26 protein-coding genes and 5 pseudogenes are annotated in these 26,237 nt (G+C 62.3%); 11 read left to right on the plus strand and 20 right to left on the minus strand.

Annotated features, from left to right (window positions below):
* Positions 1 to 52: 52 nt before the first annotated feature.
* The 13 genes and pseudogenes from KC8_RS18945 to ccoN form a co-directional block, all read right to left on the minus strand.
* Positions 53 to 1,416 (minus strand): IS3 family transposase gene (locus KC8_RS18945; RefSeq protein WP_374952959.1). Its coding sequence is split into 2 segments (ribosomal slippage): positions 53 to 1,066 and positions 1,069 to 1,416, totalling 1,362 coding nucleotides; the frame shifts between segments, so codons are not numbered across the junction.
* Positions 1,417 to 1,501: 85 nt separating this feature from the next.
* A pseudogene (locus KC8_RS18950) lies at positions 1,502 to 1,959 on the minus strand (transposase); the annotation flags it as partial.
* 134 nt (positions 1,960 to 2,093) lie between these two features.
* Positions 2,094 to 3,026, minus strand: coding sequence for a bifunctional OB-fold nucleic acid binding domain-containing protein/MaoC family dehydratase (locus KC8_RS18955; protein ID WP_010126913.1), 933 nt, complete (start codon positions 3,024 to 3,026; stop codon positions 2,094 to 2,096).
* A gap of 2 nt (positions 3,027 to 3,028) precedes the next feature.
* Complete coding sequence (locus tag KC8_RS18960; protein WP_010126911.1) at positions 3,029 to 4,237, minus strand: thiolase family protein; 1,209 nt, start codon at positions 4,235 to 4,237, stop codon at positions 3,029 to 3,031.
* A gap of 112 nt (positions 4,238 to 4,349) precedes the next feature.
* On the minus strand, positions 4,350 to 4,793 hold the full coding sequence (locus KC8_RS18965; RefSeq protein WP_010126910.1) for an Rrf2 family transcriptional regulator: 444 nt from the start codon (positions 4,791 to 4,793) through the stop codon (positions 4,350 to 4,352).
* 87 nt (positions 4,794 to 4,880) lie between these two features.
* Positions 4,881 to 5,030, minus strand: a complete 150-nt coding sequence (gene ccoS / locus KC8_RS18970) for a cbb3-type cytochrome oxidase assembly protein CcoS (RefSeq protein WP_010126909.1) — start codon at positions 5,028 to 5,030, stop codon at positions 4,881 to 4,883.
* Positions 5,027 to 7,237 carry a heavy metal translocating P-type ATPase gene (locus KC8_RS18975; RefSeq protein ID WP_010126908.1) on the minus strand — a complete coding sequence of 737 codons (2,211 nt, stop codon included), beginning with the start codon at positions 7,235 to 7,237 and terminating at the stop codon, positions 5,027 to 5,029. The genes ccoS and KC8_RS18975 overlap by 4 nt, the downstream gene beginning before the upstream one ends.
* Entirely contained in the window at positions 7,203 to 7,985 is a 783-nt protein-coding gene (locus tag KC8_RS18980; RefSeq protein ID WP_029624728.1) for a DUF2189 domain-containing protein, read from the minus strand. The genes KC8_RS18975 and KC8_RS18980 overlap by 35 nt, the downstream gene beginning before the upstream one ends.
* 18 nt (positions 7,986 to 8,003) lie before the next feature.
* Positions 8,004 to 8,192, minus strand: a complete 189-nt coding sequence (locus tag KC8_RS18985; protein WP_029624727.1) for a hypothetical protein — start codon at positions 8,190 to 8,192, stop codon at positions 8,004 to 8,006.
* Positions 8,189 to 9,067, minus strand: a complete 879-nt coding sequence (gene ccoP, locus KC8_RS18990; RefSeq protein ID WP_029624726.1) for a cytochrome-c oxidase, cbb3-type subunit III — start codon at positions 9,065 to 9,067, stop codon at positions 8,189 to 8,191. Before ccoP ends, KC8_RS18985 begins: the two co-directional genes overlap by 4 nt.
* Complete coding sequence (locus tag KC8_RS18995) at positions 9,058 to 9,228, minus strand: cbb3-type cytochrome c oxidase subunit 3 (RefSeq protein ID WP_010126903.1); 171 nt, start codon at positions 9,226 to 9,228, stop codon at positions 9,058 to 9,060. The genes ccoP and KC8_RS18995 overlap by 10 nt, the downstream gene beginning before the upstream one ends.
* A 7-nt stretch (positions 9,229 to 9,235) precedes the next feature.
* Complete coding sequence (gene ccoO, locus KC8_RS19000) at positions 9,236 to 9,961, minus strand: cytochrome-c oxidase, cbb3-type subunit II (RefSeq protein WP_010126902.1); 726 nt, start codon at positions 9,959 to 9,961, stop codon at positions 9,236 to 9,238.
* 6 nt (positions 9,962 to 9,967) lie between these two features.
* A complete protein-coding gene (ccoN, locus tag KC8_RS19005) occupies positions 9,968 to 11,575 on the minus strand; it encodes a cytochrome-c oxidase, cbb3-type subunit I (RefSeq protein ID WP_010126901.1) in 1,608 nt (535 codons plus the stop codon).
* Between the two features lie 312 nt (positions 11,576 to 11,887).
* On the opposite strand from ccoN, the gene KC8_RS19010 reads away from it, so the two are divergent.
* From KC8_RS19010 to KC8_RS19025, 4 genes are read left to right on the plus strand one after another with little or no spacing between them, the layout of a single operon-like run.
* The gene (locus tag KC8_RS19010) at positions 11,888 to 12,307 is read left to right on the plus strand and encodes a group III truncated hemoglobin (protein WP_010126900.1); all 420 of its coding nucleotides are present in this window, start codon (positions 11,888 to 11,890) and stop codon (positions 12,305 to 12,307) included.
* Positions 12,300 to 12,575: a DUF1971 domain-containing protein gene (locus KC8_RS19015; RefSeq protein ID WP_010126899.1), complete on the plus strand. Its 276-nt coding sequence runs from the start codon at positions 12,300 to 12,302 to the stop codon at positions 12,573 to 12,575. The genes KC8_RS19010 and KC8_RS19015 overlap by 8 nt, the downstream gene beginning before the upstream one ends.
* 49 nt (positions 12,576 to 12,624) lie before the next feature.
* Positions 12,625 to 13,836 carry an NO-inducible flavohemoprotein gene (hmpA, locus tag KC8_RS19020; RefSeq protein WP_010126898.1) on the plus strand — a complete coding sequence of 404 codons (1,212 nt, stop codon included), beginning with the start codon at positions 12,625 to 12,627 and terminating at the stop codon, positions 13,834 to 13,836.
* A 12-nt stretch (positions 13,837 to 13,848) separates the two neighbouring features.
* Positions 13,849 to 14,313 (plus strand): hypothetical protein, encoded by a 465-nt coding sequence (locus tag KC8_RS19025; RefSeq protein WP_010126896.1) that lies wholly within the window; start codon positions 13,849 to 13,851, stop codon positions 14,311 to 14,313.
* 686 nt (positions 14,314 to 14,999) lie between these two features.
* On the opposite strand, the pseudogene KC8_RS19030 reads toward KC8_RS19025, so the two are convergent.
* The 5 genes and pseudogenes from KC8_RS19030 to KC8_RS20030 all read right to left on the minus strand — a co-directional run bounded on the left by KC8_RS19030 (position 15,000) and on the right by KC8_RS20030 (position 18,836).
* Positions 15,000 to 16,298, minus strand: a pseudogene (locus tag KC8_RS19030) (IS3 family transposase).
* 526 nt (positions 16,299 to 16,824) lie between these two features.
* Positions 16,825 to 17,484, minus strand: coding sequence for a carbonic anhydrase (locus KC8_RS19040; RefSeq protein ID WP_029624724.1), 660 nt, complete (start codon positions 17,482 to 17,484; stop codon positions 16,825 to 16,827).
* A complete protein-coding gene (locus KC8_RS19045) occupies positions 17,481 to 18,122 on the minus strand; it encodes a peroxiredoxin (protein ID WP_010126891.1) in 642 nt (213 codons plus the stop codon). The genes KC8_RS19040 and KC8_RS19045 overlap by 4 nt, the downstream gene beginning before the upstream one ends.
* A 97-nt stretch (positions 18,123 to 18,219) precedes the next feature.
* Positions 18,220 to 18,456 carry a hypothetical protein gene (locus KC8_RS19050; protein ID WP_138956742.1) on the minus strand — a complete coding sequence of 79 codons (237 nt, stop codon included), beginning with the start codon at positions 18,454 to 18,456 and terminating at the stop codon, positions 18,220 to 18,222.
* A complete protein-coding gene (locus KC8_RS20030; RefSeq protein ID WP_138956741.1) occupies positions 18,453 to 18,836 on the minus strand; it encodes a hypothetical protein in 384 nt (127 codons plus the stop codon). Before KC8_RS20030 ends, KC8_RS19050 begins: the two co-directional genes overlap by 4 nt.
* Positions 18,837 to 18,989: 153 nt before the next feature.
* On the opposite strand from KC8_RS20030, the gene KC8_RS19055 reads away from it, so the two are divergent.
* Together KC8_RS19055 and KC8_RS19060 are read left to right on the plus strand one after the other, a co-directional pair.
* Positions 18,990 to 19,838 (plus strand): LysR family transcriptional regulator, encoded by an 849-nt coding sequence (locus KC8_RS19055; protein WP_010126890.1) that lies wholly within the window; start codon positions 18,990 to 18,992, stop codon positions 19,836 to 19,838.
* The gene (locus tag KC8_RS19060; RefSeq protein WP_010126889.1) at positions 19,835 to 20,320 is read left to right on the plus strand and encodes a DUF6306 domain-containing protein; all 486 of its coding nucleotides are present in this window, start codon (positions 19,835 to 19,837) and stop codon (positions 20,318 to 20,320) included. Before KC8_RS19055 ends, KC8_RS19060 begins: the two co-directional genes overlap by 4 nt.
* A 110-nt stretch (positions 20,321 to 20,430) precedes the next feature.
* Here KC8_RS19060 and KC8_RS20035 read toward each other — a convergent pair.
* Both KC8_RS20035 and KC8_RS19070 read right to left on the minus strand, forming a co-directional pair.
* A pseudogene (locus KC8_RS20035) lies at positions 20,431 to 20,654 on the minus strand (IS3 family transposase); the annotation flags it as partial.
* Positions 20,655 to 20,906: 252 nt separating this feature from the next.
* Positions 20,907 to 21,302, minus strand: coding sequence for a MarR family winged helix-turn-helix transcriptional regulator (locus tag KC8_RS19070; RefSeq protein ID WP_029624723.1), 396 nt, complete (start codon positions 21,300 to 21,302; stop codon positions 20,907 to 20,909).
* Between the two features lie 95 nt (positions 21,303 to 21,397).
* Between KC8_RS19070 and KC8_RS19075 the strand changes: the two are divergent.
* The 5 genes and pseudogenes from KC8_RS19075 to KC8_RS20435 all read left to right on the plus strand — a co-directional run bounded on the left by KC8_RS19075 (position 21,398) and on the right by KC8_RS20435 (position 25,985).
* Positions 21,398 to 23,161 (plus strand): annotated as a pseudogene (locus KC8_RS19075) (chloride channel protein).
* A gap of 213 nt (positions 23,162 to 23,374) precedes the next feature.
* Positions 23,375 to 24,154 (plus strand): annotated as a pseudogene (locus KC8_RS20690) (IS5 family transposase).
* Between the two features lie 336 nt (positions 24,155 to 24,490).
* Complete coding sequence (locus tag KC8_RS19085; RefSeq protein WP_010126883.1) at positions 24,491 to 24,724, plus strand: type II toxin-antitoxin system Y4mF family antitoxin; 234 nt, start codon at positions 24,491 to 24,493, stop codon at positions 24,722 to 24,724.
* Entirely contained in the window at positions 24,721 to 25,182 is a 462-nt protein-coding gene (locus KC8_RS20430) for a HipA N-terminal domain-containing protein (RefSeq protein WP_232455579.1), read from the plus strand. The genes KC8_RS19085 and KC8_RS20430 overlap by 4 nt, the downstream gene beginning before the upstream one ends.
* 23 nt (positions 25,183 to 25,205) lie before the next feature.
* Positions 25,206 to 25,985 carry a HipA domain-containing protein gene (locus KC8_RS20435; protein ID WP_232455580.1) on the plus strand — a complete coding sequence of 260 codons (780 nt, stop codon included), beginning with the start codon at positions 25,206 to 25,208 and terminating at the stop codon, positions 25,983 to 25,985.
* Positions 25,986 to 26,237 lie beyond the last annotated feature (252 nt).

Consider the following 26,237-nt stretch of genomic DNA (forward strand, 5'->3'; position numbering starts at 1 on the left):
CGCAGATCGCGGCGTAGATTAGCGGAGTGCGGGCCTCGTCTGGGGATTGATGTTAGGCGGCGAGCTTGCGGTGCTGCAAGCGCCGATGTTCGATGGTCTGTCGCTTGAGCCTTTCGCGCTGCTTGATGATGGCCGGCGCCCTGCCGAAGTAGGCGTCGGCGGGCGTCACGTTGGCCAGGCTCTCATGGTAACGCTGGTGGTTGTAGTGCTCGACGAAGGCCTCGATCTGGGCCTCGAGGTCGCCAGGCAGGAAGTAGTTTTCCAGCAGGATGCGGTTCTTCAGGGTCTGGTGCCAGCGCTCGATTTTGCCCTGGGTCTGGGGATGACACGGGGCTCCGCGTACGTGGCTCATCTTCCGGACTTCGATGTATTCGGCCAGCTCACCGGCGATGTAGCTGGGGCCATTGTCGCTGAGCAGCCGGGGCTTGTGCAGCACCGTGGCGCTGTCGCAGCCGGAAGCTGCCAGGGCGAGGTCCAGCGTGTCGGTCACGTCCTCGGCCCGCATGTTGGTGCACAGCTTCCAGGCGATGATATAGCGCGAGAAGTCGTCGAGCACGGTCGACAGGTACATCCAACCCCACCCGATAATCTTGAAGTAGGTGAAGTCGGTCTGCCACATCTCGTTCGGGCGGGTGGTCTTCGTGTGGAACTGGTCGGCCGCCTTGATCACAACGTAAGCCGGGCTGGTGATCAGGTCGTGGGCCTTGAGCAGCCGGTAAACCGTGGCTTCCGATACGAAGTAGCGCTGCTCGTCGGTGAAGCGCACGGCCAGCTCCCGGGGGCTCAGCTCGGACTGTTCCAGCGCCAGCTCGATGATCTGGTCGTAGATCTTGGCCGGGATGCGGTTCCACACCCGGATCGGCACCGATGGCCGATCTTCCAACGCTTCCGGCCCACCTTCAAGGTAGCGATCATACCAACGATAGAACGTCCGGCGGGGAATGCCGAGCTGGTCCAGCGTGCGCTTGGCCGGCAGGTGCGACTGTTCGACGATCCTGATGATCTCGAGCTTCTCGGATGCGGGATACCTCATTCTTCGCCTTCCCCATCCGCGATCATGCTTTTTTTGAGCAGCCGGTTCTCGAGCGTCAGGTCGGCCACGCATTCCTTCAGGGCCCGGGCTTCGCGGCGCAGATCCTGCACCTCGCCGGTGGTCGCAGCACGAGCGGTGTCGCCGGCCAGGCGTCGCTTGCCGGCTTCCATGAACTCCTTCGACCAGGTGTAGTACAGGCTCTGGGCGATCCCTTCCTTGCGGCACAGCTCGGCAATGCTGTCCTCGCCGCGCAGGCCATCCAGCACGATCCGGATCTTGTCCTCAGCCGAGAAGTGCCGACGGGTCTGCCGCCGGATGCTCTTCACCACCTGCTCCGCAGGGGCCTTCGACGACAATTTTGAATGGGAGGATCTGGGCTTCATCTGCGTTCCTTCGTCACTGCGACGAAGCCCAGATCCTCCTCAAATCACAACCTCAAATCTGTGCCATTGGTGCTGACGGCGGACAGCGGCCGTATTGCTTGGCCAGTGCGATAATGTCCTCGGTGAGCCGCACCTCATCATCCGCCCCGCGCGGCACCTTGCGATGCGTCGACCGATGTTGCCCGAGCACCCGGCATATACGCCGCTCGGACACTGGCAACTCCCGCCGCAACTGATCGATACAGCGTCGCCGCCGCGCGGGGCTCAGAAGTTTCCCCGAGCGGCCTCCTGAAGGATCAGCTTGTCCAGCGTCAGGTCCGAGATCGCCCGGCGAAGCCGCAGATTCTCCTTCTCCAGATCCTTCATCCGCCGCGCCTGGTCGGTCTTCAGACCGCCATATTCCTTGCGCCAGCGGTAGTAGGTTTGCTCGGTGACCGCGATGCGCCGGCAGGCTTCGGCCGTCGTTCCACCCTGCGCCAGCACGATCTCAACTTCACGCAGCTTGCCGATGATCTCTTCCGGCTTGTGCTTCTTGCTCGGCATTCGTCGTCCCTTTCGTGATCCAGACTATCATAGTCGATGGACCACTCAGACGGAGGCAGATCATTACCCCCGGTGCCGTCGTTCAAGGCGACGGTACGATCCTTTATCCTGTCTGAAACCGGCGCGCGACAGCCCTACATATAGAGGATGATTAACTCGTTTATCACCGATGGACGATCGTTTCCCACAATATGAATGCAGGTTTCGAGCGTGAGCTGAGTGCCGGCTTTGACCTGTCCAACCGCGCGAACCCGGCTGCGGGCGTGGATAGGGCTGCCCGCGGGCACCGGTGTCGGAAAACGCAGCTTGTTCGATCCGTAATTCACCATGTTGGTGAAACCAGTCACCTCCCATTCGGCGGCGGTTCTAAGCCGGGTGGCCAGCACCTGCACCAGCGAGCCGTGCGCGATGGTGGTGCCAAACGGCCCTTCCTTGCGCGCGCGATCGGGATCGGTGTGGATCCAGTAATCATCGCCGGAAAGCACCGCGAACTGATCGATCAGCTCCTGCGTGACGACAAACGGTTCGCTCCACCCCGAATATTCATCGTGGATCAGTGACCGCATCGCATCGAGATCACGAAAATCGACCTGTCGCTTGCCTGTCGTCGTGGCCGACACCACCGGCGACGCGGCGGTCGTGTTGAGATCGATATTTTTGTCATGTGCAGTGTAGCGCAGCAGCGTCGTCTTGCCCGGCGCGACATCGTGAAACACCGGCTTTACCCGCATGCCCACATGGATTTCCCCTGTCTCAAGGCCGACCAGCGTGGTGTTCAGGTGGGGGCCTTCGTCTAGCCGCACCACGGCGAGCTGCTGGAGCATTTCGTCGGCGAATTCGGGCAGGGTGGGAATATGGGCGGTCGTGTAGGTGAGTAGCGTGCCTTCGCCGGAAATCGTCCGCCAGTTCAGGTCCAGTGAAAAACAGCGAGGGCAATGTCGGCGCGGGAAGAATATCCAGTGGCTGCAATCGGCGCATTGCTGGATGTCGATACGGTGTGCCTGCAGTGACGCCCAAAAGGGTCGCGAGGTTTCGGTCGGGACAGGTAGCGGCTTCCCGGTCATCATGGTCAGGCTCCCTGCAAGATGAGTGCGGTCTGCTCGCTCATGACGCCGCCTGTTCCCGAAACATAGGCCAGGTCGTTGCGCGCCAGCTGGCGCACCCCGCAACGCCCCTGGATCTGGTGGACCGCCTCGATCAGTTGCGACATGCCGCCGGCCGTGCCGGCCTGGCCAAAGCCTAGCTGGCCGCCATGCGTGTTCATCGGGAAATTGCCTTTGTAGGTGAGATCGTTTTCCAGCACGAACCGCATGCCGCTGCCCTTTGGGCAAAAACCGGCATCCTCCAGGCTCAGCAGCACGGTGATCGTGTAGCAGTCATAGATCTGGGCCATGTGCATGTCCCCCGGTTGGAAACCCGACATCTCGAATGCCTTGCGCGATGCCGGCCCGATCGGGGTGTGCAGCATATCATCCGCATAAGTGGGTGATTTGCTCTGGATATGTTCACCAAAGCCGCGGATCACGGCGGAGCGGCTGGCGTTCCGGCGCTTCAGATTCTTGCGCGCGACGATGAAGGCCGCGCCGCCCGCAACTGGCATGACGATCTCCAGCACATGCAGGGGCGTGGCCACCATGCGGCTGTTGAGAACATCGTCAATGGTGAGCGGTTGGCCGTAGAAGATCGCATCGGGGTTGGCGCAGGCATTGGTGCGCTGGTCCACCACGATCTTGGCCATGGCGCGTGGATCATAGCCATATTGTGCGGCATAACGCTGTGCGATCATGGCGTAGCCGGTGTTCTGCGCGATATGCCCGTAAGGAATGTCGAATTCCGCCTCGGGTGCGCCATAAGCGGTGCTGTGGCCGCCGAAGCGTGCGCTCATGCCAGGGGAAGGGGCGGTGCCGGGGGCCACGGGCGCTAGCCGCATCGGGATCACACAGAGCACCGCCTCGCACAGGCCCAGTTCGATCACGGCTGCGGCGCGCCACGCCATGCCGACGGCGCTGGCGCCGCCCAGATCGATGACTTCTCCGAAATTCAGCTTGATACCCAGATGTTCGCCGACCATCGCGGGAACGAACTGGCGGGCCTCGTTGAAATAGCTGCCAGTGACGATCAGCCCGTCCAGCACCTTCGCGTCGATGCCGGCATCCAGCACGGCCAGCCGGGCCAGATCGGCCACCTGATCGAGATGAAAGGCTTGGGGCGCGGTGGCGTAGCGTTCCGGGCGATACTGGGCGCTGCCGATGATCGCAGCGTCACCTTTGATACCCATGCCTGCATTCCTCCCCGCGCAATCATTATACGCACGATATTCCCGATCGCCGTCAGCCGGATATACGGAGTTTCGCGGATCGGATCCTGAAGGCAGTCGCCACCGTCCGGGCCTATTGCAGGCCGATCCCCAGCGGGGATTGCCGATCCATCAGCCGCCGCATGGCGCCCGGATCGGTCAGCAGGTCGGCGATGGTATAGGAATCGAACACCGCCAGCATCGCCTGCATGCCCTGGGCCAGTACCCCGGTCAGCCCGCAGGCTGGAGACAGGACACAGCCCGAACAGTCGGCGAGCTGGAAACCCTCCTCGGTATGGCGCACCACTTCGCCCACGCTGATTTCCGCCGCCGGCCGGGCGAGGCGCATGCCCCCCGCGCGGCCGCGCACGGTTTCAACGAAGCCCGCATGTGCGAGCGCGTTGACTACCTTCATCAAATGGTTGTGCGACACGTCATAACTGCGCGCGATTTCACCAATCGAGCACAGGCGTTCGTCGTGCAGCGCCAGATGGATCAGGACACGCAGCGAATAATCGGTATATCGCGTGAGTCGCACGCGCGTCTCCCCAAAGTGGCGCCCTGGGCAGCCTTATACCTGTATTACTAAATCATGTTAAGGGCATCATCTGCCGACGGCGAGCCCTTATAACGGGCGATCCTCATCGATCAGAATGCGTTCGGCGGCGCCTGCCACATCTTCATACTGGCCGCTGCGCAACGCCCAGAAGAACAAGGCCAGCCCCAGCGCGCCGAGGGCGAGCGAGATCGGGATCAGATACCACAGGATGTTCATGCCGAGCCCGCTCGGAGCCGTAAGGCATTCGCGACGACCAGGATCGAAGACCCGGACATGGCAAGCGCGGCGACCAACGGTGTGACAAGGCCGGCGATCGCGACGGGCAGCGCGACGAGATTGTAGAGTATAGCCAAGGCGAAATTCTGCCGGATCAACTGGTCCGCACGCGTCGCCACGCTGATCGCATAGGGGATCGCGCCGAGATTGGATTGCAGGAACACGAAATCGGCTGCCTGCCGGCCGACATCAGCGGCGCTGCCGGGGGCGATGGAGACATGGGCTGCAACCAGTGCGGGCGCGTCGTTGAGGCCGTCGCCGACCATCAGCACTTTGTGCCGGGCGGCGGCGAGAGCTTCGAGATGCGCGGTTTTCCCGTCGGGCAGGAGGCGTGCCTGCACCCGGTCGATCCCGACCGCCGCCGCCACTGTGGCGACCGATGCTGGCGTATCACCGGACAGGATTTCCAGCGCATAGCCGCGATCCCGCAGGCCGCCGATCGCCATCGCCGCACCCTCGCGCAATTCGTCGTCGAAGACGAAAGCTGCGGCCAGCCGCCCATTGCGGGTCAGCGCGGTGCCGCCGGCCGGTGCGGATTGCGTGTCGGCCAGCGCCCATTCGCTGCGGCCGAGCCGCCAGACATCCGTGCCGATCCGGGCTTCAAGCCCTTGGCCGGGCTGTTCGACGACACTATCGAACGCAATGTCGGCACGGTTGCTCGTTGCCGCCAGGGTCTGGGCATAAGGGTGACGGGAATTGGCGGCGATGCTGGCGGCGATGGCGAGGTGCGCGGCATCGCTCGTCGCATCGCGGCGCAATGTCGGCTGGCCGGATGTCAGGGTGCCGGTCTTGTCGAACAAGATCGTATCAATCTCGACGAGCCGCTCCATCGCCGATCCGTCCCGTACCATGATTCCGCGTTCATAAAGCACGCGCGCCGCCACCACCTGCACCATCGGTACGGCCAGCCCCAGCGCGCATGGGCAGGTGATGATAAGGACCGCGACAGCGATGGTGATCGCGCGGTGCCAGTCGCCCGTCGCCAGCAGCCAGCCGAGGAAACTCAGGAACGCAGCACTATGCACCACCGGCGCATAAAGCGCGGCGGCCCGGTCGGCGATCCGGCGATAGTGCGAACGTCCGCCTTCGGCGGCTTCCATCAGCCGGATCATTTCGGCGAGGAAGCTGTCCTTCGCCGCCGCCGTCGCCGAAATCGTCAACGGACCCGTGAGGTTGAGCGTGCCGGCGCGAAGCGTGCTGCCGGCTATCACTGGTTCCGGCGCGCTTTCGCCGGTCGCGAGCGATGCATCGATATCGGAACGCCCCGTCAGCACGACAGCGTCAACCGGTATCCGATCGCCCGGGGGGACGAAGATGGCCATGCCGGGCGCGATTTCGGCGACCGGCAGATAACGACGCGCGCCATCGGGATCGATCACGGTTGCCCCATAAGCGGCCAGACGCCCCAGGCCCTTCACCGCCGTTCGGGCTTTCTCGCGCATCAAATGGTCGAGTGTCCGGCCGATCAACAGGAAGAACAGGAGCGATACGGCCGCGTCGAAATAGGCATGGGGCTGGTGGTGGACCGTATCGTAAAGGCTCATCGCGAAGGCGAGCAGCACGCCGATGGAGATCGGCACATCCATGTTGGTGCGGCCGTGTCGCAGCGCGCTCCACGCGGACTGGAAGAAGATGCGCCCGGAATAAGCCAGCGTCGGCATCGCGATCGCAGCGGACAGCCAGTGGAACAGATCGCGCGTCCCGCCCGCAGCCCCCGACCAGACGGAAATCGACAGCCCCATGATGTTCATGGCGGCGAAACCGGAAACAGCGAGCGCGCGGATCATCCGATCGAGTTGGGGGTCGCGGGCGTCTTCGCGCGCTTCGTACAGGCAGGCGTCATAGCCCAGCGCCGCCAGCGCCTCGCCAACCGGGGGCGGTCCCTTATCTTCGTGCCAGTCCACCGCCAGGCGTTTGGTCGACAGGTTGACGCGTGCGCGCGCAACGCCGGGCAGACGCGCCACGGCGGCCTCGATCTTGCCGATGCAACCGCCGCAGCGAATGCCCGGCACCGAAACATCGGATTGCCGGACGCCGACATCGACCAGGCGGCTCGCGAGCAGCAGTTCGTCGGCCGAGAGCCGTGGCAGGGCGGACGCGCCGCTCACCGCATCACCGGATCGCGCGATATGCGTGCCATGTCGCATGGCCGAGCCAGGGGAAGACGATGATCAGCCCGACGAAACCCGTCGCAACCGACAGGACGAACAGCGCGAGCACCAGCGCCCCCCAGACGAGCATCGTCGGCAGATTGTTCCACACCAGGGCCCAGCTCGTTCCCATCGCGGTCAGCGCGTCGATGCGCTCGTCCAGCATCATCGGGATCGAGAAAGCGGATATCGCGAAGGAAAAGGCCGCGAACAGGCCGCCAACCAGCGTGCCGACCACCAGCATGGAAATACCCGTCGGCGTGGTGAACAGCATGGCCGCGATATGATCCAGCCCCGGAAAGGCGCGGACGCCGAAGAACAGGGCATAAAGGATGACGGCCGCGCGCATCCACAGCAGCATCACCCCGCAGAGTAGCGCGCCGGTGAACAGAATCTGCCCGCCGGCGCGCGCGTGGGGGGCGATCATGTGGCGCAGCGAAACGGGCTCGCCGCGCTCCAGTGCGCGGCTCTTGTCATAAAGCCCGATCGCCAGCGCCGGGGCGAAGACCAGGAAACCGGCGATCGCCGGGAACAGGGCATAATCCCATGCCAGCCAGATCAGCCCGGCCATGATGGCGAGCGACAGGCCAAAGACGAACAGGCCATAGAGCAGGCTGGGGACCGGATCGGTCGTCAGATCGCGCCAACCCGCGCGCAGCCAGCCCAACGCCGCCCCCGGCACCAGATCGCGGGCATAGGGCCGATCGGCCGGCAGCGGCGGAACAACGGGCGGGATAGTGGTCATCATCGTCTCCCGTTCATTTCAGCAGGACGGTTTGGCCGCGCCGAACACGCCGGGGGCCGATCTGGCCCCATCGGCCCTGGCGTGCGGAACGCATTCGGGCTGCGACGCGGATGCGACATAAACCAAATGCGCGTTGGCGAGCGTCACCACCGCCAGCGCGATGCCCGCGAGCATCAGGAAGAACAGGCGCGAGCGCGGCAACCTCACGGCGTCTTGACCTTGTCGAGCAGATAGACCGTCAGGATCTTGCGATCGACTGGGTTCAGGCGGTGCTCCCACGCCGGCATTTCGCCCTGTCGGCCATCGTTGATCGTGGTGTAGATATCCGCGATATCGCCGCCGTAGAGCCACGCCTGGTCGGTCAGATCGGGCGCCCCCATTATCTGATTCCCGCGCCCCTGTTCGCCATGGCAGGCGACGCAGTTGGCCGCGAACACCTCGCGCCCCTTCGCCACCGATGCCGCCTTGCCCTTCGCCCAAGCCGGGTCCGACAGCGTCTTCACATAATCGGCGACGGCTAGCACGGCGTCATTGTCGAGGATGCCGTCCTTGCCGAAGGCGAGCATCTGGCTGACCTGGCTGGTCTTGCTCGCCGGGCTGTTGACGCCGACCGCGATCGTATGGGCGATTGCATCGGGGGTGCCGCCCCACAGCCATTCCTGATCGGTCAGGTTGGGAAAGCCCGGATTGCCCGTTGCATCCATGCCGTGGCAGGCGGCGCAATTGTCGCCGAACAGCCGGTGCCCGTCCTCGCGGACATAGGCCATCAGCACGGCATCGGCGCGGATCTGATCGGGGCGCATCGCCGCGATCTGCTTCGTCCAGCGCGACCGTGCGTCCGCCGCCGCGTCCACGCGCTTGGCCACCAGCTGCTTCTGGTCATTGTCGAGCAGCCCCCTGGTGTAGGTCTTGCCCAGCGGCCAAGCCGGCATCAGCACCCAATAGCCGATCGAAAAGATCACGGTCACGATGAGGAAGAACCATACTGTTCGCGGGACCGGGGTGTTGAGTTCCTTGATCCCGTTCCATTCATGGCCGGTCGTCATGTGCCCGCTATGGGGATCGCGCTCGCCTACCGCCACGGCTTGTCCTCGTCGTCGATGATATCGCGCGCCGCCTTGTCGAACCGCACCCGGTTCGCCGGCCAGCAGGCATAGATGAGCGCGGCGGCCGCCATCGCGATCAGGTAGAATAGCCCGAACGACTTGGCGAAACCGACCAGCGTATGATGATCGACAGGCATGGCCGGCCTATTTTCCCGCCGCCTGCGGCGCATGCGCGGCATTGCTGAGATTGCCCAGTATCTGGAGATAGGCGACCAGCGCGTCCATTTCCGAAACCGTCCGTTTATCGCCATCGAAGGATCGAATCTGCGTAGCCGCGCCATAGCGTTCGGCAAGCCCCGCCGTATCGTCATCGGGCGATGCCTGCGCCACGGCATCGGCCGTCGCATTGGCGATCATGGCGTCGCTATATGGCACGCCGACCTTGCGCAGCGCGCGCAGATCATCGCCAAGATGGCGGGTTTGCAGCGCGGTTTCGCTCAACCACGAATAACGCGGCATGATCGACTGGGGGACAACATGGCGCGGATTCTTCAGATGCGCGGTGTGCCACTGGTCCGAATATTTGCCGCCGATGCGGGCGAGATCGGGGCCGGTGCGCTTCGATCCCCACAGCATCGGGTGGTCATATTTGGATTCGACCGCCAGCGAATAAGGGCCGTAGCGTTCCACCTCGTCCTGCAATGTGCGGATCATCTGCGAATGGCAGGCGTAGCAGCCTTCGCGGATATAGATGTTGCGTCCGGCCAGTTCGAGCGGGGTGTAAACCCGCATGTTCGGATCGCTTTCCACCGTGTCGTCGATCGTGAACAAGGGGGCGATCTCGATCAGGCCGCCGATGCTGGCGACGATCATGATCGCCACCGCCAGCGCGATCGACTTGCGTTCGATGCGGTAATGGGTTCCGAACATCGGCGCTTATTCCGCAGGCTGGAGGGTGGCGGGAAGGGGGGTATCGCCCGCCGGCGCGGGGGGTGCCGATGGGCGGCGGATCGTCATCCAGATATTATAGCAGCCGACGATGGCCCCGATCAGGAACAGCAGCCCGCCGAACGCGCGCGCGACATAATAAGGGTGCATCGCCACCATCGAATCCAGGAACGAATAGGTCAGCGTGCCGCTGTCATTATAGGTGCGCCACATCAGGCCCTGGATGATGCCCGAATTCCACATCGCGAAGACGTAGATCAGCGTTCCCGCCAGCGCGAGCCAGAAATGGACCTCGACCAGAGCGGGCGAATGCATGCGCTCGCGCTTCCACAGCCACGGCACGACGGCGTAGATCGACCCGAAGGTGATGAGTGCGACCCAGCCCATCGCGCCGGCATGGACATGGCCGATCGTCCAGTCGGTATAATGCGACAGCGAGTTGACCGAACGGATCGCCATGAACGATCCCTCGAACGTCGAAAGCCCGTAAAAGATCGCGGCCATCATCATGAAGCGCAAGGTGGCGTCGTCGCGCACCTTGTCCCACGCGCCGTTGAGCGTCAGCAGCGCGTTGGCCGCGGCGATCCACGACGGCACCAGCAGCATGACCGAAAACGTCATGCCCAGCGTCTGAACCCATTGCGGCAGCGCCGTATAGTGCAGGTGGTGCGAGCCCGCCCACATGTAGAAGAAGGTGATCCCCCAGAAGCCGATGATCGACATCCGGTAGGAATAGATCGGCCGTTCCGCGCGCTTGGGCAGATAATAATACATCATGCCAAGGAAGCCGGCGGTGAGGAAGAAGGCGACTGCGTTGTGGCCGTACCACCATTGCGTCATCGCATCCTGCACGCCCGAAAACAGCGAATAGCTCTTCACCCCGCCAAGCGACGCCGGCACCGCCAGATTGTTGACGATATGGAGGATCGCGACGACGAGGATGAAAGCGAGATAATACCAGTTGGCGACGTAGATATGCGGTTCCTTGCGCCGCGCGAGCGTACGCAGATAGAGCAGCAGATACGTTACCCAGACGATGACGAGCCAGATATCGGCATACCATTCGGGTTCGGCATATTCCTTCGACTGGGTGATCCCCATGAAATAGCCGGAAACGGCGAGGATGCAGAACAGATTGTAGCCGAGCAGTACGAACCACGGGCTGAACTGGCCGGGCAGCCGCGCGCGCGACGTGCGCTGCATGACATGGAAGGAGGTGGCGATCAGCGCGTTGCCGCCGAAGCCGAAGATGACGCCCGTGGTATGCGCGGGACGCAGCCGTCCGAAGCTGGACCAGGCCGCGTCGAACGTCAGGTCGGGAAAGGCGAGCAGCCAGGCCACCCAGTCACCGATGAACATGCCGAACACGGCCCAGATCATGGCGATGATGATGCCGGCCTTGCTGGGATCGTCATAATAGCTGTCGAGCCGCGCCGCTGCGGGTTCCGGGGCATAATAGCCCTTCAGCAGCAGGCACAGGGTGCCAAGGCTGGCCAGCAGCACGATGAAGCCATGTATCTGCATCGGATCCGCGCGGGACGCCCCGGCCGCCACCATTGCCAAACCGATGAAAGCGAGGATGGCGGTTACCGCCATGCCCCACTGCCGTTCCCTGATTGTCAGCCCTGAAACCACCCCTGGCGTTCCTCGTTGTGACCCTTTGGCGTTGTCCTATCAATAAAAGAGTATTTTTATACTTCAATTTTGCGCCGGTGGGATGGGGGAGGGCATCGATCTGGCAAGGCCCGATTTTTCGCGCGAGCCTGTCTCCACCCGGCCCTTGTTAAGGGTACGATTTCGTTGTGCGACGAGGGCGTCGATCGGCCCGCCGCAATAAGATGCATTTTTATTGCATCTTTCTTCGATGGATTATACATGCATCCATAATACATGATCGGAGCATGAGTCGTGGACGGTGTTTCAAGGATCGACGAAGCAGGTCTCGCGCGTCTGGTGGATGCGTTCTACGCCCGCGTCCGGGCCGATGCGGCGCTTGGGCCGATCTTCAACCAGGCAATCGATGACTGGCCGGAACATCTCGACAAGCTCGCGGCCTTCTGGTCGTCGGTGATGTTGACCAGCGGCCGCTACAAGGGCCAGCCGGTCCCCGCGCATGTGAAGCACAAGGATCGGATCAACCCGGCCTTGTTCGATCGCTGGCTTGGCCTGTGGAAGCAGACCACCGAAGAACTGATGGAGCCGGAGGCAGCCGGTGCGCTTCAGGCCAAGGCCGCGCGGATCGCCGAAAGCCTGCAACTCGCCATGTTCTTCCGGCTCGATCGGGCCGCACCCGCGTCCGCGTCCATGGAGCATGCCCATCATGGCTGACATTCGTCCCTACCGCTCCACCCCGGTGTTCGATCAGGATACGCTGCCCGCGGCGCTCCGCCAGCGGCACGACACCAAGGCCGGCGTCTGGGGGCTGATCCGGGTGATCGAAGGCGAACTCCGGTTCACCTGCCTCGATCCGCTGTCGGAAACGGTGCTCGTTCCGGGCAGGCCGGGGCTGGTGTTGCCGCAACAACCGCATTTTGTGACGCCGCTCGGCACCATGAAGATGCAGGTCGATTTTTACGATCAGCCACCCGGCGAATGATCTTTTTCGTCCTAATATTCCCCTCATACCCACGTCACAGGAGATTTTGATGTCGCAACCGCTGAGTGACCAGACCATCGCGCTCGTCAAGGCGACGGTTCCCGCGCTGGAAGCCCATGGGCTGACGATCGTCCACGAAATGTATTCGCGGATGTTCCAAAACCCGGAAATCCGTGACCTGTTCAACCAGTCGCACCATGGCGAAGCCAGCTCGCAGCCGCGCGCGCTGACCGGCGCGATCCTCGCTTATGCCAATAATATCGACAATCTTGGCGCGCTGGCCCCGGCGGTGGAACGGATCGCGCAGAAGCATGTCGGCCTGCAAATCCTACCCGAACATTATCCCCATGTCGCCGAAGCCCTGCTCGGCGCGATCAAGGCGGTGCTGGGCGATGCCGCGACCGACGAAATCCTTGGCGCCTGGGGCGAGGCCTATTGGTTCCTGGCCAATATCCTGATCGCGCGCGAAAACCGCATCTACACCGACCAGAAGGACACCGTCGGCGGCTGGAACGGCTGGCGCGATTTCCGGGTGGAAGATGTCGTCCGCGAAAGCAGCGTCATCAGTTCGTTCACCCTGCGCCCGGTCGATGGCGGCCCGGTGATGGCGCACGAACCGGGCCAGTATCTGACCTTCTGGTTCGAGGTTCCCGGCCATCCCGCGGCCAAGCGCAACTATTCGATTTCCTCGGCGCCCAACGGCGCAACCTATCGCATCTCGGTCAAGCGCGAGGCGCACGGCCTGGCATCCGGGTGGCTCCATGGCGAAGCCAAGCCTGGCACTGTGCTCAAGGTGGCCGCGCCCGCCGGCGAATTCTTCCTCGGCCATCATGTCGAACGGCCGGTGGTGCTCTTGTCCGGCGGCGTCGGCCTGACGCCGATGGTGGCGATGCTGGAGGCTTTGGTGGAAAACGGCGCCGATGTGCCCGTCCACTATATTCATGGCACGCATGACCACGATACCCACGCGATGCGCGATCATGTCCGCGCGCTGGCGGCCAGGGGCAAGGCGGTGAAGGTGGTCGATTTCCACCAGACCCCGCACGCCAGCGAGGTTGCTGGCCAGGATTATGACGTGGCGGGCATCATCACCGATGAGTGGCTGGTCGCCAACACGCCCGTCGCCACCGCCGATTATTATATCTGCGGCCCGCGCCCGTTCCTGCGCCATGCGGTGTCCACCCTGTCGCTGGCCGGGGTTCCTTCGGACCGCATCCATTACGAGTTCTTCGGCCCGGCCGACGAACTGCTGGCGGCCTGACGGCGCGGCGGCATGGACGACATCACCATCGCGCGCGCGGTGCATGTCCTTGCGGTCCTGTTGTGGATCGGGGGCGTCGCCTTCGTCACGCTGGTGGTGATGCCGTCCGTCCGCGGCGGATATCCGCCCGAAGAAAGACTTGCGGCATTCCACCAGATCGAGGGGCGTTTCGCCCCGCAGGCCCGGATATGGGTGGTGCTCGCGGGGCTCAGCGGCTTCTGGATGGTCCAGCGCGCGCAGATGTGGGATCGGTTCGCCGATCTCCACTTCTGGTGGATGCACGCGATGGTCGCGCTGTGGGCGTTCTTCGCGGTGATGCTGTTTCTGATCGAACCCTTTTTCCTCCACCGGCGCATGGCCCATTCGGCCCGGCCCGCCGCCGATTTCGCGCGCATGGAACGCCTCCATCGCCTGCTCCTGATACTCGCGGCCGTGACAGTTCTCGGCGCCGTCGTAGGAAGCCACGGGTTTATTTGATCGCGCCTGGCCCGCGCGGCTTGGACGCTCGCAATCCCGGCCGTCCGCAGATGATCGGGTAGAATATATTGCAGTCGTGCATAAAGGCCGACCGTCCAGTCCCCTCCGAAGATGAGCGATGATCGACTGCTCGCAGATCATTCCATTCTGCGTCAGCAATTTTGTCACATCACAGCACGCAGGTCGCCGGCGAGGTCGTGACCGTGTTGGCACCGGGCGAGACGCGATTGCCGCGCCGGATGCGCGGCCGATCGCATCGCCCAACTCACCGCGCTGCTGGGCGAGTTGGTTGCGGCTGACTGCGCGATCAACGCGCCCGCGCCTGCTTCGCCGAGTTTTGCACGCGTGTCCGCGGGGCGGGGCTGCCGGCCACCGTCAGCTAAATTGCCACCACCTGATCCATGACGATGCCGACGCTATGCAAAGGGTCCCGATCGGGGCCCTTTGCATAGCGCTTCGTCCAATTGTTCCCCGTCAGCACCTATGGCGCAGATTTGAGGTTGTGATTTGAGGAGGATTTGGGTCTCGTCGTAGTGACGAAGGAACGAAGATGAGACCTAAATCCTCAAGCCCCAAAAAGCCTGCGGAGCAGGTGGTGAAGGATATCCGGCGTGTCCGTCGTCAGAACATTTGACGCAGATGGCGGCGTAAATTAGCGGAGTGCGGGACTCGTCGGGGGATTGATGTTAGGCGGCGAGTTTGCGGTGCTGCAAGCGCCGATGTTCGATGGTCTGTCGCTTGATCCTTTCACGCCGTTTGATGATGGAAGCTGCCCTGCCGAAGTAGGCGTCAGCGGGCGTTACGTTGTTCAGGCTCTCGTGGTAAGGCTAGTAGTTGTAGTGCTCGACGAAGGCCTCGAACTGGACCTCGAGGTCACCGGGTAGGAAGTTGTTCTCCAGCAGGATGCGGTTTTTCAAGGTCTGGTGCCAGCGCTCGATCTTGCCCTGGGTTTGCGGGTGCATCGGGGCACCGCGCACATGGCTCATGCGCTGGGCTTCGATGTATTCCGCCAGTTCGCCCGCGATGTAGCTCGGCCCATTGTCGCTGAGCAGCCGGGGCTTGTGGCGAACGTGGGCCTGATCGCAGCCTGACGCGGCAAGGGCCATGTCCAGCGTGTCGGTGACATCCTCGGCGCGCATCGTGCTGCACAGCCTCCAGCTGATGATGTAGCGCGAGAAGTCGTCGAGCACGGTCGATAGGTACATCCACCCCCACCCGACGATCTTGAAGTAGGTGAAGTCGGTCTGCCACATCTCGTTCGGCTGCGTGGTCTTGGTGTGGAACTGGTCGGCCGCCTTGATCACAACGTAAGCCGGGCTGGTGATCAGGTCGTGGGCCTTGAGCAGCCTGTAAACCGTGGCTTCCGACACGAAGTAGTGCTGCTCGTCGGTGAAGCGCACGGCCAGTTCCCGGGGGCTCAGTTCGGACGCTTCCAGCGTCAGTTAGATGATCTGATCATGGATGGCAGCCGGGATGCGGTTCCACACCCGGCTCGGTGCCGAAGGCCGATCTTCCAGCGCCTCCGGGCCGCCATCGAGGTAGCGGTCATACCAGCGGCAGAAGGTTCGACGGGGAATGCCCAACTGCTCGAGCGTGCGCCGTGCAGGCAGGTGCGACTGCTCGACAATCCTGATGATCTCGAGTTTTTCGGATGCGGGATACCTCATGCATCGTCGCCCCCATCCGCAATCATGCTTTTTTTTTGAGCAGCCGGTTCTCAAGGATCAGATCAGCAACGCATTCCTTCAGGGCGCTGGCCTCGCGACGCAGATCCTTGACCTCGCACTGGTGGCGGCACGGGCGGTGTCACCGGCCAGCCGGCGCTTGCTGGCCTCCATGAACTCCTTCGACCACACGTAATACATGCTCTGGGCGATGCCCTCCTTGCGGCATAGCTCGGCGATGCTGTCGTCGCCGCGCAGCCCTTCCAGCACGATGCGGATCTTGTCCTCGGCCGAGAAATGCCGCCGCGTCGCCCGCCGGATTGTCCGTCGTCAGAACATTTGACGCAGATCGCGGCGCAGATAAGCCGGTAGGACGGTCCTGATGATGAGGCCTGCGGGATCATTGCTGATGCAGCGGTACAGGGCGCTGCAATGGTGGCTGGTGAGAACGGTCAATGTGCATAGGACAGCTCAGCCCTTCGCGCATCGAGCGCGGCCATGCACAGGGCGATTGCCTCAACCGGGTGATGGGCTGTCTATTGGCCAAGCTCGCCCACCACGGTGGTCCCCTGGGGGCCGGCTTCGATCCAACAACCGGGTGGCACCAACATAGCGGCAGCGCGGCAAGTCGCCGTGTAGAGCAGTGCTCGAACGTGGCTACCGTCGTGCTGCCGCCAGACTCCGGGAGCAATAACGGTCAAGCTGCGCAGCGCCGGAAATACGGCCAGCGCAATCCGTGCATCAATGTCGCGATCGGGTTCGCACGCGCTCTGGCATGCGAAGATGGCGTCCACGAGGCTGTCGTCATGACCAATCGCCCTTACGCGGCACAGGACGCCCGCGGCGTTCATGTCGTACCTTCGACCAGGCGTCCGGGGGCTGCCTCATTCGGGGCGCGGCTTATGGGTGAGCAAACCGGCCGCAGCAGACCATCTCCAATGGCGTAAACCCAACCGTGAAGCGTCAGCGAGGCGTGCCGTGCCCAAGCCTGGAGAACCAAAGGATTAGCCGCGAGTGCCGCCACCTGCGCGCGGATATTGTGCTCGCACAAGCGGTCGGCATTGACCTCCAGTGTACCGCAACCCGTTTGATAGAGGGTGTGCACCGGGGCGAGCCAGGCTCCGATCGCGTCGTCGCTAGCCTGTGTCATCGCGGCTTGAATCCCGCCGCAACCGTAGTGGCCCACGACAATGATGTGCTCGACTTTCAGAACATCGACAGCGAACTGCAAGGCGGCTGCGAAATTGGGATCGGTCAGCACGGTGAGATTGGCGACATTGCGGTGAACGAACATCTCGCCCGGATCGAGATCCACGATTTCCGTGGCGGGCACACGACTATCCGAACAGCCGATCCAGAAATAGCGAGGTCGTTGTTGACCAACGAGCCGTTTGAAGAAGCCGGGATCGGCCAGGGTTTTCGCATCGGCCCACGCACGGTTGCGGGTCAACAAGCCAGAGAGTCGGCCGGCGACGGCATCCTCTCCAGTCTCTCGCGAATTCTTCATTGCCCGGGAGCCTGCAGATCGACCACCCGGAGGTAAGGCTTCAGCGTCTTGTAGCCTTGCGGGAACTGCCGTGATGCCTCCTCGTCCGACAGATTCGGCGATATCACGACCGGCTCGCCTGGCTCCCAGTTGACGGGCGTCGCGATGCTACGGGCGTCTGTCAGTTGAAGGCTGTCGATCGCGCGAAGGATCTCGGCGAAGTTCCGACCGGTCGAAGGAGGATAGGTCAGGATCAGCCGTACCTTGCGCGACGGGTCGATGACGAAGACGGAACGGACTGTGACCGTTGGGTCGCTCTCGGGATGGATCATGTCGTAAAGCGTCGACACCCTGGCGTCGGCATCCGCGATCATCGGGAAGTCGAGTTTAGTCCCTTGGGTTTCGTGAATGTCCAGCTCCCATTTGTGATGGGCTTCGACCGGATCCACCGAGAGGCCAATGGGTTTGACGTTGCGTTTGTCCCATTCGGGCCGGAGCTTGGCAACCTCGCCCAGTTCCGTCGTGCAGACCGGCGTAAAATTCTTGGGATGGCTGAACAGAACACCCCAGCTTCCGCTTAGCCAATCGTGGAAGCTGATGCGACCGTGCGTGCTGTCCTGCTCGAAATCGGGGGCGATCTGCCCGAGCTGAATGGCCATAGGAACTCCTTCATATCGCAGATCTGATGTGGAGATGGGCGAAACATCACACAAACGAATGTTATTATTATTTATCAGAAAAAGTATTGGGTATAACTTAGCGCCGGGTTCCCGGTCCGAGCCCGACGATCACGAGGAGGGCTATCGGCATGGCGAACAGCACTATCCCATTGCCGTCCCCTTCGGCGACGAAGCCGTTTTGACGGAGCAAATCGACAAAAAGGCGGATCGAGACGAAGGCGATGCTTGCGGCAAAAATCAGATAGAGGCCGGACATGGAGAGAGGGCGCTCTGGTCCACGCGCTTGCCGGTCATCATTGTTGTCGGCATTCACGGCTTCTTTGTCCGTGACGAGGGAGGCGGTTTGCGGCGGCAGGTTTCCTGAAGATTAGGGGCGTCTTCACCCGACGGCTCTCGGGCTTCAGGTGGCCACAGCGAAATGAAGTCAAGCGTAGGGGACACTTCCTGCCAGTGCTGACGCGCTCGGCGATGTGCCGTCTGTTCCCAATCGAGAGAGAGGATCACGCCGATACAGACCGCGAGCACGAAGACCATCACGGCAACAAAGACATCGTCGCCGATCGCACCAGCGTCGTGAAAACTGAAGAGTGCGATGCCTATCCCTAAAACCAGCAAGGCCAGCGCTATACTGACTTTCCAGATTTCGGCTCGGGGCGGCGGCGGTTCGGGCGTGAAGCGGCCTAAAGGTTTCATCTGGAAGTTCGCCCAAACCGTTGGACGCCTTATAGTTGTTGGTGCCTGTCGAGGGCCGTCACACGGGTCCCGCCTTGTGATCCCATCGTCGGCCTGCTACCATGAAGCAAGAAAATGCATATTATGGCAATTTGAGTGCAAGGATGGTGGTTGATGGATATAAATGTTGCGCGCACATTCCTGGAAGTCGTGAAAACCGGCAGTTTTGTGAGTGCCGCGGCAAACCTTCACCTCACGCAGACCGCGGTAAGTGCCCGTATCCGGGTGCTTGAAGACCTGCTCGATCGGCCGGTATTCATCCGTAACAAGGCAGGTGCGAAGCTGACACCGGCGGGCGAGCAGTTTCTGCGTTTTGCAACCACCATGGTGCAGGTCTGGGATCGGGCGCGTCGCGCCGTCGCGCTCCCGCCGGGACGGGAGACCGTGGTGACGGTCGGCGCCGAACTCAGTCTGTGGAGTCCCTTGCTGCGGCACTGGCTGCTCTGGATGCGACGGGAATGTCCAGAAATCGCGGTAAGCACCCACATCGACGCATCCGAACGCCTGATGGAACAGGTCCAGGATGGCTCACTTGACATGGCGGTGCTCTATGCCGCGCCGAGCCGACCGGGGATCATCGCCGAACTATTGTTCGAGGAAAAGCTGGTCTTGGTGCGGACCACGCCAACCAGCAGCCCCCTCGCGCCAGAAGATCATGTCCAGATCGATTGGGGCGAGGAGTTTGCCGCGAGCTATCACGCCGCATTTCCGGATCAGCCCAACGCCGTCGTTTCGATCAGCTATGGTCCGCTCGCGCTCGATTATATCCTGGCGACAGGGGGGAGCGGCTATTTTCGCAAAGGCTTCATTCGCTCCTATCTCGAGGAAGGCCGCCTCGCTCTTGTTCCCGGAAGTCCTGAATTTTCGTACTCGGCCTATGTGGTTCACAGCACAAAGGCCGACCCGGGCGTGATGGACCGCATTCGTGCCGGCCTCAAGGCGGCCGCGGCGATTACCGCATGATGGTGAACGAACCGACCTCGTCCGCCTGCTACGCCAGCGAAGCCGATGACATTTACATGGGCTTCGCCGGTCGCGAGGAGATCCTCGCGGCGCTCAACGGACTGCTGGAAGCCGAACGGGCCGGCGCCCGCATCGCGCTCGCCAGCGCCAAGTCGGCGAGCGATCCCGACTATGCCGAACTTATGCAATCGGTCCGTGCCGACGAAGCGCGTTGGTGCGCGATGCTCTCAAGGCAGATCAGGCGACTGGGCGCAGCGGCATCGCGCAAGACCGGCGCCTTTTGCGAGAAGGCGCTGGCAATCCCTGATCCGCTTGAAAGGCTGGCCTTTCTCAACCGCGGTCAGGCCTGGGTGGTTCGCAAACTGAAAGCGCTGACCCCCAGGATTCGTGACGAGGCATTACATGCCGATCTGCGCGAGATGCTCGAGAGCCATCGCGTCAACATCGATCGCGCCGCGGCGCATCTTGAAGCGGAGCATTGACCTGCGCAGAAATCCGCAAGCTGTACCATTCAGTCCTGTCCGTCGTCAGAACATTCGGCGCAGATGGCGGCGTAAATTAGCGGAGTGCGGGGCTCGTCTGGGGATTGATGTTAGGCGGCGAGCTTGCGGTGTTGCAAGCGCCGATGTTCGATGGTCTGTCGCTTGATCCTTTCACGCTGATTGATGATGGAAGCTGCCCTGCCGAAGTAGGCGTCAGCGGGCGTTACGTTGTTCAGGCTTCGTGGTAACGCTGGTAGTTGTAGTGCTCGACGAAGGCCTCGAACTGGACCTCGAGGTCACCGGGTAGGAAGTTGTTCTCCAGCAGGATGCGGTTTCAGATAGAGCGGCGAACCGGTCTGAACCGCCCCAGAATTGCTGGAGGCTCCACCTACTCAGGAGTTAGAGCCTCCAGCAATTCTGGGGCGGTCCATTCCTGCGCTCCGGCCTGCTTTCACAGGATCCTCTCCGGGCGCTGTTGTCGCGAAGCAACTTCACTCTGCACATAGCGTTGTGCCGGTTAGAATGTCAGAAGACAAATGAATGTTATTTTTGTTTCAGCGCATCATAATTGCATTAAATGACTTGATCACCCCAGTTGTTCGAAGATGCCGGTGAAGACCGGCCGCAAGCGCTGGATTTCCTCGCGATGGACAGCGGACAGGGCGTCGAGCAGGGCATAGGCCTTTGGTGTGAGGCGCAGCAGCGCCCGCCTGCGATCTATAGCTGCCGCCTCGCGCGTAATAAGCGCCAACGCCTCAAGGCGATTGATCAGACCCGTTGCGCTGTGCGGCTTTAATATCAGACGTTCCGCGACATGACCGACGGTGGCTTCATCCGACGGACAGCCCCGGATCGTGAGGAGCGCCTGGTGCTGTTGCGGCGTCAACCCGACTTCGATGGCCTTTTCCTCGCTGAACGCCTGGAAGCGGCGAATGGCATGGCGAAAAGAGGCCAGCGCTACATAGTCGGCATCCCCAAGCAATTTTTCCTTTTGCTCCAAAAGATCCTCACTGATTGAATTACATCGCAGCGCGATATAATCGGCGCGCACTGCTTTTCACAGGATACTGCCGATTCATGTCGCTGACACCCCCACGTTCCGTCGAAGGCCACCAACTCGCTGACCATAGTGTCGATCGCCGCATGGTCATGCTGGCAGTCATGGCCATCGTGGTCGGAACGGGCGGCGCCTTTGGCGCATGGGTGCTGGTCAAACTCATTGCGATCGCCACCAATCTCTTCTGGTTTGGTCGTCTCTCCTCCGATCACTCGGTGATAACCGATGCGTCGGTGGGCTGGCTGGTGGTGGTGATCCCGATCATCGGCAGCCTTATCGTGGGTCTGATGGCGCGCTTCGGATCGGACAAGATCCGCGGCCATGGCATTCCTGAAGCCATCGAGACGATCCTGTTCGGCGAGAGTCGGCTGTCGCTCAAGGTCGCGCTGCTCAAACCCCTGTCCTCGGCGATCTCGATCGGCAGCGGCGGTCCATTCGGCGCGGAAGGGCCGATCATCATGACCGGCGGTGCCATTGGCTCCCTTTTCGCTCAATGCTTCCACCTCAGCGCAGCGGAACGCAAGACGCTGCTCGTGTCGGGCGCGGCTGCCGGTATGACCGCGATCTTCGGTACGCCGCTCGCCGCGATATTGCTGGCCGTCGAAGTGCTCCTGTTCGAGTGGAAGCCGCGCAGCTTCGTCCCCGTGCTCGTCGCAGCCCTCATTTCCTTTGCCCGGCGCCCACTGCTGCTCGGATCCGGGCCGATGTTCCCGATGACAGCGATGGTCCCACAGACAAGCTGGGCGCTGCTCGCTTCCGGCGGGATCGGCCTCGTTGTCGGCCTTGAAGCGGCACTGCTTTCAACTTCCCTTTACCGCATCGAGGATCTCTTCCACCGCCTGCCATTCCACTGGATGTGGTGGCCGGCGATCGGTGCTGTGGTCGTCGGTCTGGGCGGTCTCATCGATGCCCATGTGCTGGGTGCAGGATATGCAAGCATCGAGGCCCTCCTCAACGCCTCTCTATCGCTCCGGGTCGTTGCCGCGCTCCTCGTCGTGAAGGCCATCGTCTGGCTGGTCGCGCTGGGATCTGGTACGTCTGGCGGCGTTCTCGCCCCCCTCCTCATTCTTGGCGGTGCCGCCGGGTTCCTGCTTGGGCAATTCCTGCCAGGTGATCCGGGATTCTGGGCGATGATCGGCATGGCGGGGATCATGAGCGGCGCCATGCGTGCGCCGATGACCGGCGCGATCTTCGCGGTCGAACTCACCGGGCACTTCAGCGCCATCCCATGCACGATCGCGGCTGCGGGCGGCGCCTATGCCGTCAGCGTGCTCTTGATGCGGCGATCGATCCTCACCGAGAAGATCGCGCGGCGCGGCCGGCATATCCTCCAGGAATATACCGTCGATCCCCTTGACATCATCCAGGCGGCTCAGATCATGACGCGCGATCCGGCGACGCTGCCGGGCACGATGACCGTGGAGGCGGCGGTATCCTTCTTCGCAACCAAAGCCGTGCATCGCAGCTATCCGGTGACCGACCCGCAAGGAAGATTGCTGGGTCTCGTCTCTCGCACCGATGTCCTGCGCTGGTAGGGCGACCGCGACGACGATCAAACGCCGCTCATCGACGCCATCTCAGACGCGGCACAGCCCGTTGCCTATCCCGATACGCCCACCGGCGTTGTCGCCGATCTCATCGTCGAATCCGGCATCGGCCGCATTCCGATCATCGAGCCCGGAACCAGGCGCGTGCTCGGCATCCTTTCGCGCCAGGATCTGCTCAAGACCCGCAGCGCAAATCGCCATGCCGAACTTGGTCGCTCACGCCATATCGGAACATAACTCCAACCATGGGCTACCGCAGAATCTGGTCGTAGGCGTACGCTAACGGAAAAATTCCCAGAAAACGGGGTTCAGGCCGCATGTCACATATGCGCTCTTTTACGGAGCAGGCCGATGATCGCGCCGAAATTCATGAAACTAGGTCATGTTGACAAAGTGGATTCCCAAACGGGCTGATCTCTGATTCAAAGCTGCTCTTTGTGGGGAGCGGCGATGGCGCGTGGCGATCTGACGGACGAGGAATGGGCGGTGATCGCGGGCCTTTTGCCCTCGGAGCGCGGTCGCAAGTCGCGGCCTGCACATGACAATCGGCGGTACCTGAACGGCATGCTGCATGTCCTGCGGGTGGGCTGCCCCTGGCGCGACATGCACGAGCGCTACGGCAAGTGGAACTCGGTCTATGTCCGGTTCCGGCGCTGGGCCGAGCAGGGCATCTGGGATGCAATGTTGGCGACGCTGGTCGAGTTCGGGCTGACGGACGACTGGCAGCACATGATCGACAGCACCACGGTTCGCGGCCATGGCTCGGCAGCGGGCGCTAAAGGGGGACTGATAAGGAGGCTTTTGGTCGATCACGCGGCGGCTTTACGTGCAAAGTCCACGCCCGCTGTGACAATCAGGGACGCCCTCTCGGCTTCATCCTGACCGGCGGCGAGGCATCGGACTACGGGGCGGTTGAGGCACTCATGGCCTTGCCGGTCGCCACGCCCAAAGCGCTGCTGGCCGACAAGGGCTGATGGTGATGGCGTCCGCCACAGCCTGCTGATGCGCGGTATCCTGCCGAATATCCCGCCCAAGTCCAATCGCCGCGAACCGATTGCCTGCGATTTTCGCCGTTACCGGGACCGCAATCGCATCGAGCGCATGTTCGGCTTTCTCAAGCACTAGCGCCGCATCGCCACCCGCTACGACAAAACCGCTCTCTCCTTCACCAGCTTCCTCAATCTCGCCGCCATCCGCAGGTGGCTACCCAACTTTGTCAACATGACCTAATGCTCCATAGCCCGTCACTTAATCTGTGTCTGACAGAGGTCGAGGCTTGTCGTACGTTTACGACCAGATTCTGCGATGGCCCCTAGGTGTTGCGCTTGGCGGCTGGGGGCTGCAAAGCTTTCGAATCCAAGGCGCACGCTATTCCGAGGCTCGTGGGCGATGGATCAAGACGGTCGCGACCGTGAGCGATAGATTGGTTATGAGGCGTTGGCTTTCCCGAACGGGACATTTTTGATAGAATTCCTTCTCTGCGCCTTCGAATTTCCCGATCGGGAAAATTTCCTCTTGAAATGACGAGGGCGCTCCAATATTTCCCGATCGGGAAAGTGAGGGTCTATGCTCGAAATGGCGACGATCGGGCAGATCGTTCGGGATGAACGCAAGGAACTGGGACTGCGCCAGGATGAACTGGCCGCAGCGAGCGGGGTAGGGCTGCGTTTCATCGTTGAACTGGAGCGGGGTAAAGCGACCGCACAGATCGGCAAAGTCATCACGGTGCTTGCCGCGCTGGGCTGCGAGCTTCAGATTCGGCGTCCCGACGGGATTGTGATTGCAGGCCAGCCTGCATGAGCGGCGATATTCTTGATCGCCTGACTGTCTGGTCGGAACAGCGGATTGCTGGCGAACTTGCCATTGATCGCGGCGGAGCGATGCATTTCACTTACGCTCTTGCATGGCTTGAGAATCCATCCGCGCGCGCGCTGTCTCACGCGCTGCCGAAGCAGGAGGAAGCTTTCGGTGACGCGCTGTGCAAGGCCGTCTTTGGTGGGCTACTGCCGGAAGAGGGGCAGCGCACGGCGATCGCGCGGGCACTTGGGGTATCGCCCGACAATCCCTTCCGTCTGTTGGCGGCGCTGGGCGGCGACGTCGCCGGCGCGCTGGCGTTTCTGCCCGATGGGGAAGCGCCTCCGCCTGCGCCGGAAGGCGAGCCCGCGGACCCGCTGGCCGAGGACGCTCTGGCTGATTTGATCGGCCGCTTGCCCCGCGTGCCGATGCTGGCTGGGGAAGGGGGGCCAGGCTCAGCCTAGCCGGCGCACAAGGCAAGCTGCCGGTGGTCCTGATCGATGGAGCCATCGCCGTCCCGCGGGTCGGTGAAGCATCGACCCATCTCATCAAGCCGGAGCCCGACCGTTTTCCCGGCCTTGCTGCCAATGAAGCCTTCTGTCTGGCGCTGGCACGGGCGTTGGGGCTCGATGCGGCCATGGCGGCGTGGCACGAGGCCGATGGCAAGCCTTATCTGCTGGTCACGCGCTATGATCGCCTTCACCGGGACGCACAGACCATCCGGTTGCATCAAGAGGATTTCGCACAGGCGTTGGGCGTGCCGTCGAACCGGAAATATGCCAGCGAAGGCGGGCCGACGTTTCGCGATGGTTTCGCCTTGGTGCGGCAAGCGACCACGCGGCCGGCACGCGAGGTGCTCAAGCTTGCCGACGCTGCGCTGTTTAATGTGATCATCGGCAATGCCGATGCCCACGCCAAGAATTACAGCTTGCTGCGTCGGGCTGATGGCGAGGTCGTCCTGGCGCCGCTCTATGATCTGGTGGCGACCCACATATGGCCGGAACTATCGGCCAAGCTCGCTATGCGATTTGGGCGTGCGGCAACGCTCGAGGACGTGGATGCCGAGAGCTTCGAGCGCTTCGCCGCCGATGCGGGACTTGGTCTGCCGTTTTTGCGCCGCCGCGCAGCGGCGCTCGCGGCCCGGGTCCAGGAGGTCATTGCAGAGGGCGTCACCGTGCCGGGGCTCCAGGATGGAGATTGCCTCGACGAGCTTCCGGCCATCGTCCTCGACCGCGCTGCTCGGTTCACACTGAAAGCGCGAGTGTGATTTTATCAAGTGAGTGATATTAAATGAAATGTTCTCGCCAATTAGAAAAGACACAATCCCCGCTAGTTAGAAATGACACACGCTCGATGGCAGCAGGGACTGCGTGGAGCCATCCCAACAGCGCAACGCAGTCCCTGCTGACGCGCTGACCATCGAGGGGAGGGCGCCCATGGACCCGCTGCTCAGCAGCGAGCCCGGTCACAGGTCACTGAAGCATGACGGACAGCTTTCCGCCCTAGCACGAAGAATCCT

It is taken from the genome of Sphingomonas sp. KC8, from assembly GCF_002151445.1.
GTDB lineage: Bacteria > Pseudomonadota > Alphaproteobacteria > Sphingomonadales > Sphingomonadaceae > Sphingomonas_E.

Bases quoted from the DNA above. Each gene is read 5' to 3' on its own strand.
- KC8_RS18955 (WP_010126913.1), bottom strand. From the start codon at position 3,026: ATGATGACCGGGAAGCCGCTACCTGTCCCGACCGAAACCTCGCGACCC.
- KC8_RS18960 (WP_010126911.1), bottom strand. From the start codon at position 4,237: ATGGGTATCAAAGGTGACGCTGCGATCATCGGCAGCGCCCAGTATCGC.
- ccoS (WP_010126909.1), bottom strand. From the start codon at position 5,030: ATGAACATCCTGTGGTATCTGATCCCGATCTCGCTCGCCCTCGGCGCG.
- KC8_RS18975 (WP_010126908.1), bottom strand. From the start codon at position 7,237: ATGCGACATGGCACGCATATCGCGCGATCCGGTGATGCGGTGAGCGGC.
- KC8_RS18980 (WP_029624728.1), bottom strand. From the start codon at position 7,985: ATGACCACTATCCCGCCCGTTGTTCCGCCGCTGCCGGCCGATCGGCCC.
- KC8_RS18995 (WP_010126903.1), bottom strand. From the start codon at position 9,228: ATGCCTGTCGATCATCATACGCTGGTCGGTTTCGCCAAGTCGTTCGGG.
- ccoO (WP_010126902.1), bottom strand. From the start codon at position 9,961: ATGTTCGGAACCCATTACCGCATCGAACGCAAGTCGATCGCGCTGGCG.
- ccoN (WP_010126901.1), bottom strand. From the start codon at position 11,575: ATGGCGGTAACCGCCATCCTCGCTTTCATCGGTTTGGCAATGGTGGCG.
- KC8_RS19015 (WP_010126899.1), top strand. From the start codon at position 12,300: ATGGCTGACATTCGTCCCTACCGCTCCACCCCGGTGTTCGATCAGGAT.
- hmpA (WP_010126898.1), top strand. From the start codon at position 12,625: ATGTCGCAACCGCTGAGTGACCAGACCATCGCGCTCGTCAAGGCGACG.
- KC8_RS19025 (WP_010126896.1), top strand. From the start codon at position 13,849: ATGGACGACATCACCATCGCGCGCGCGGTGCATGTCCTTGCGGTCCTG.
- KC8_RS19040 (WP_029624724.1), bottom strand. From the start codon at position 17,484: ATGAAGAATTCGCGAGAGACTGGAGAGGATGCCGTCGCCGGCCGACTC.
- KC8_RS19045 (WP_010126891.1), bottom strand. From the start codon at position 18,122: ATGGCCATTCAGCTCGGGCAGATCGCCCCCGATTTCGAGCAGGACAGC.
- KC8_RS20030 (WP_138956741.1), bottom strand. From the start codon at position 18,836: ATGAAACCTTTAGGCCGCTTCACGCCCGAACCGCCGCCGCCCCGAGCC.
- KC8_RS19055 (WP_010126890.1), top strand. From the start codon at position 18,990: ATGGATATAAATGTTGCGCGCACATTCCTGGAAGTCGTGAAAACCGGC.
- KC8_RS19060 (WP_010126889.1), top strand. From the start codon at position 19,835: ATGATGGTGAACGAACCGACCTCGTCCGCCTGCTACGCCAGCGAAGCC.
- KC8_RS19085 (WP_010126883.1), top strand. From the start codon at position 24,491: ATGCTCGAAATGGCGACGATCGGGCAGATCGTTCGGGATGAACGCAAG.
- KC8_RS20430 (WP_232455579.1), top strand. From the start codon at position 24,721: ATGAGCGGCGATATTCTTGATCGCCTGACTGTCTGGTCGGAACAGCGG.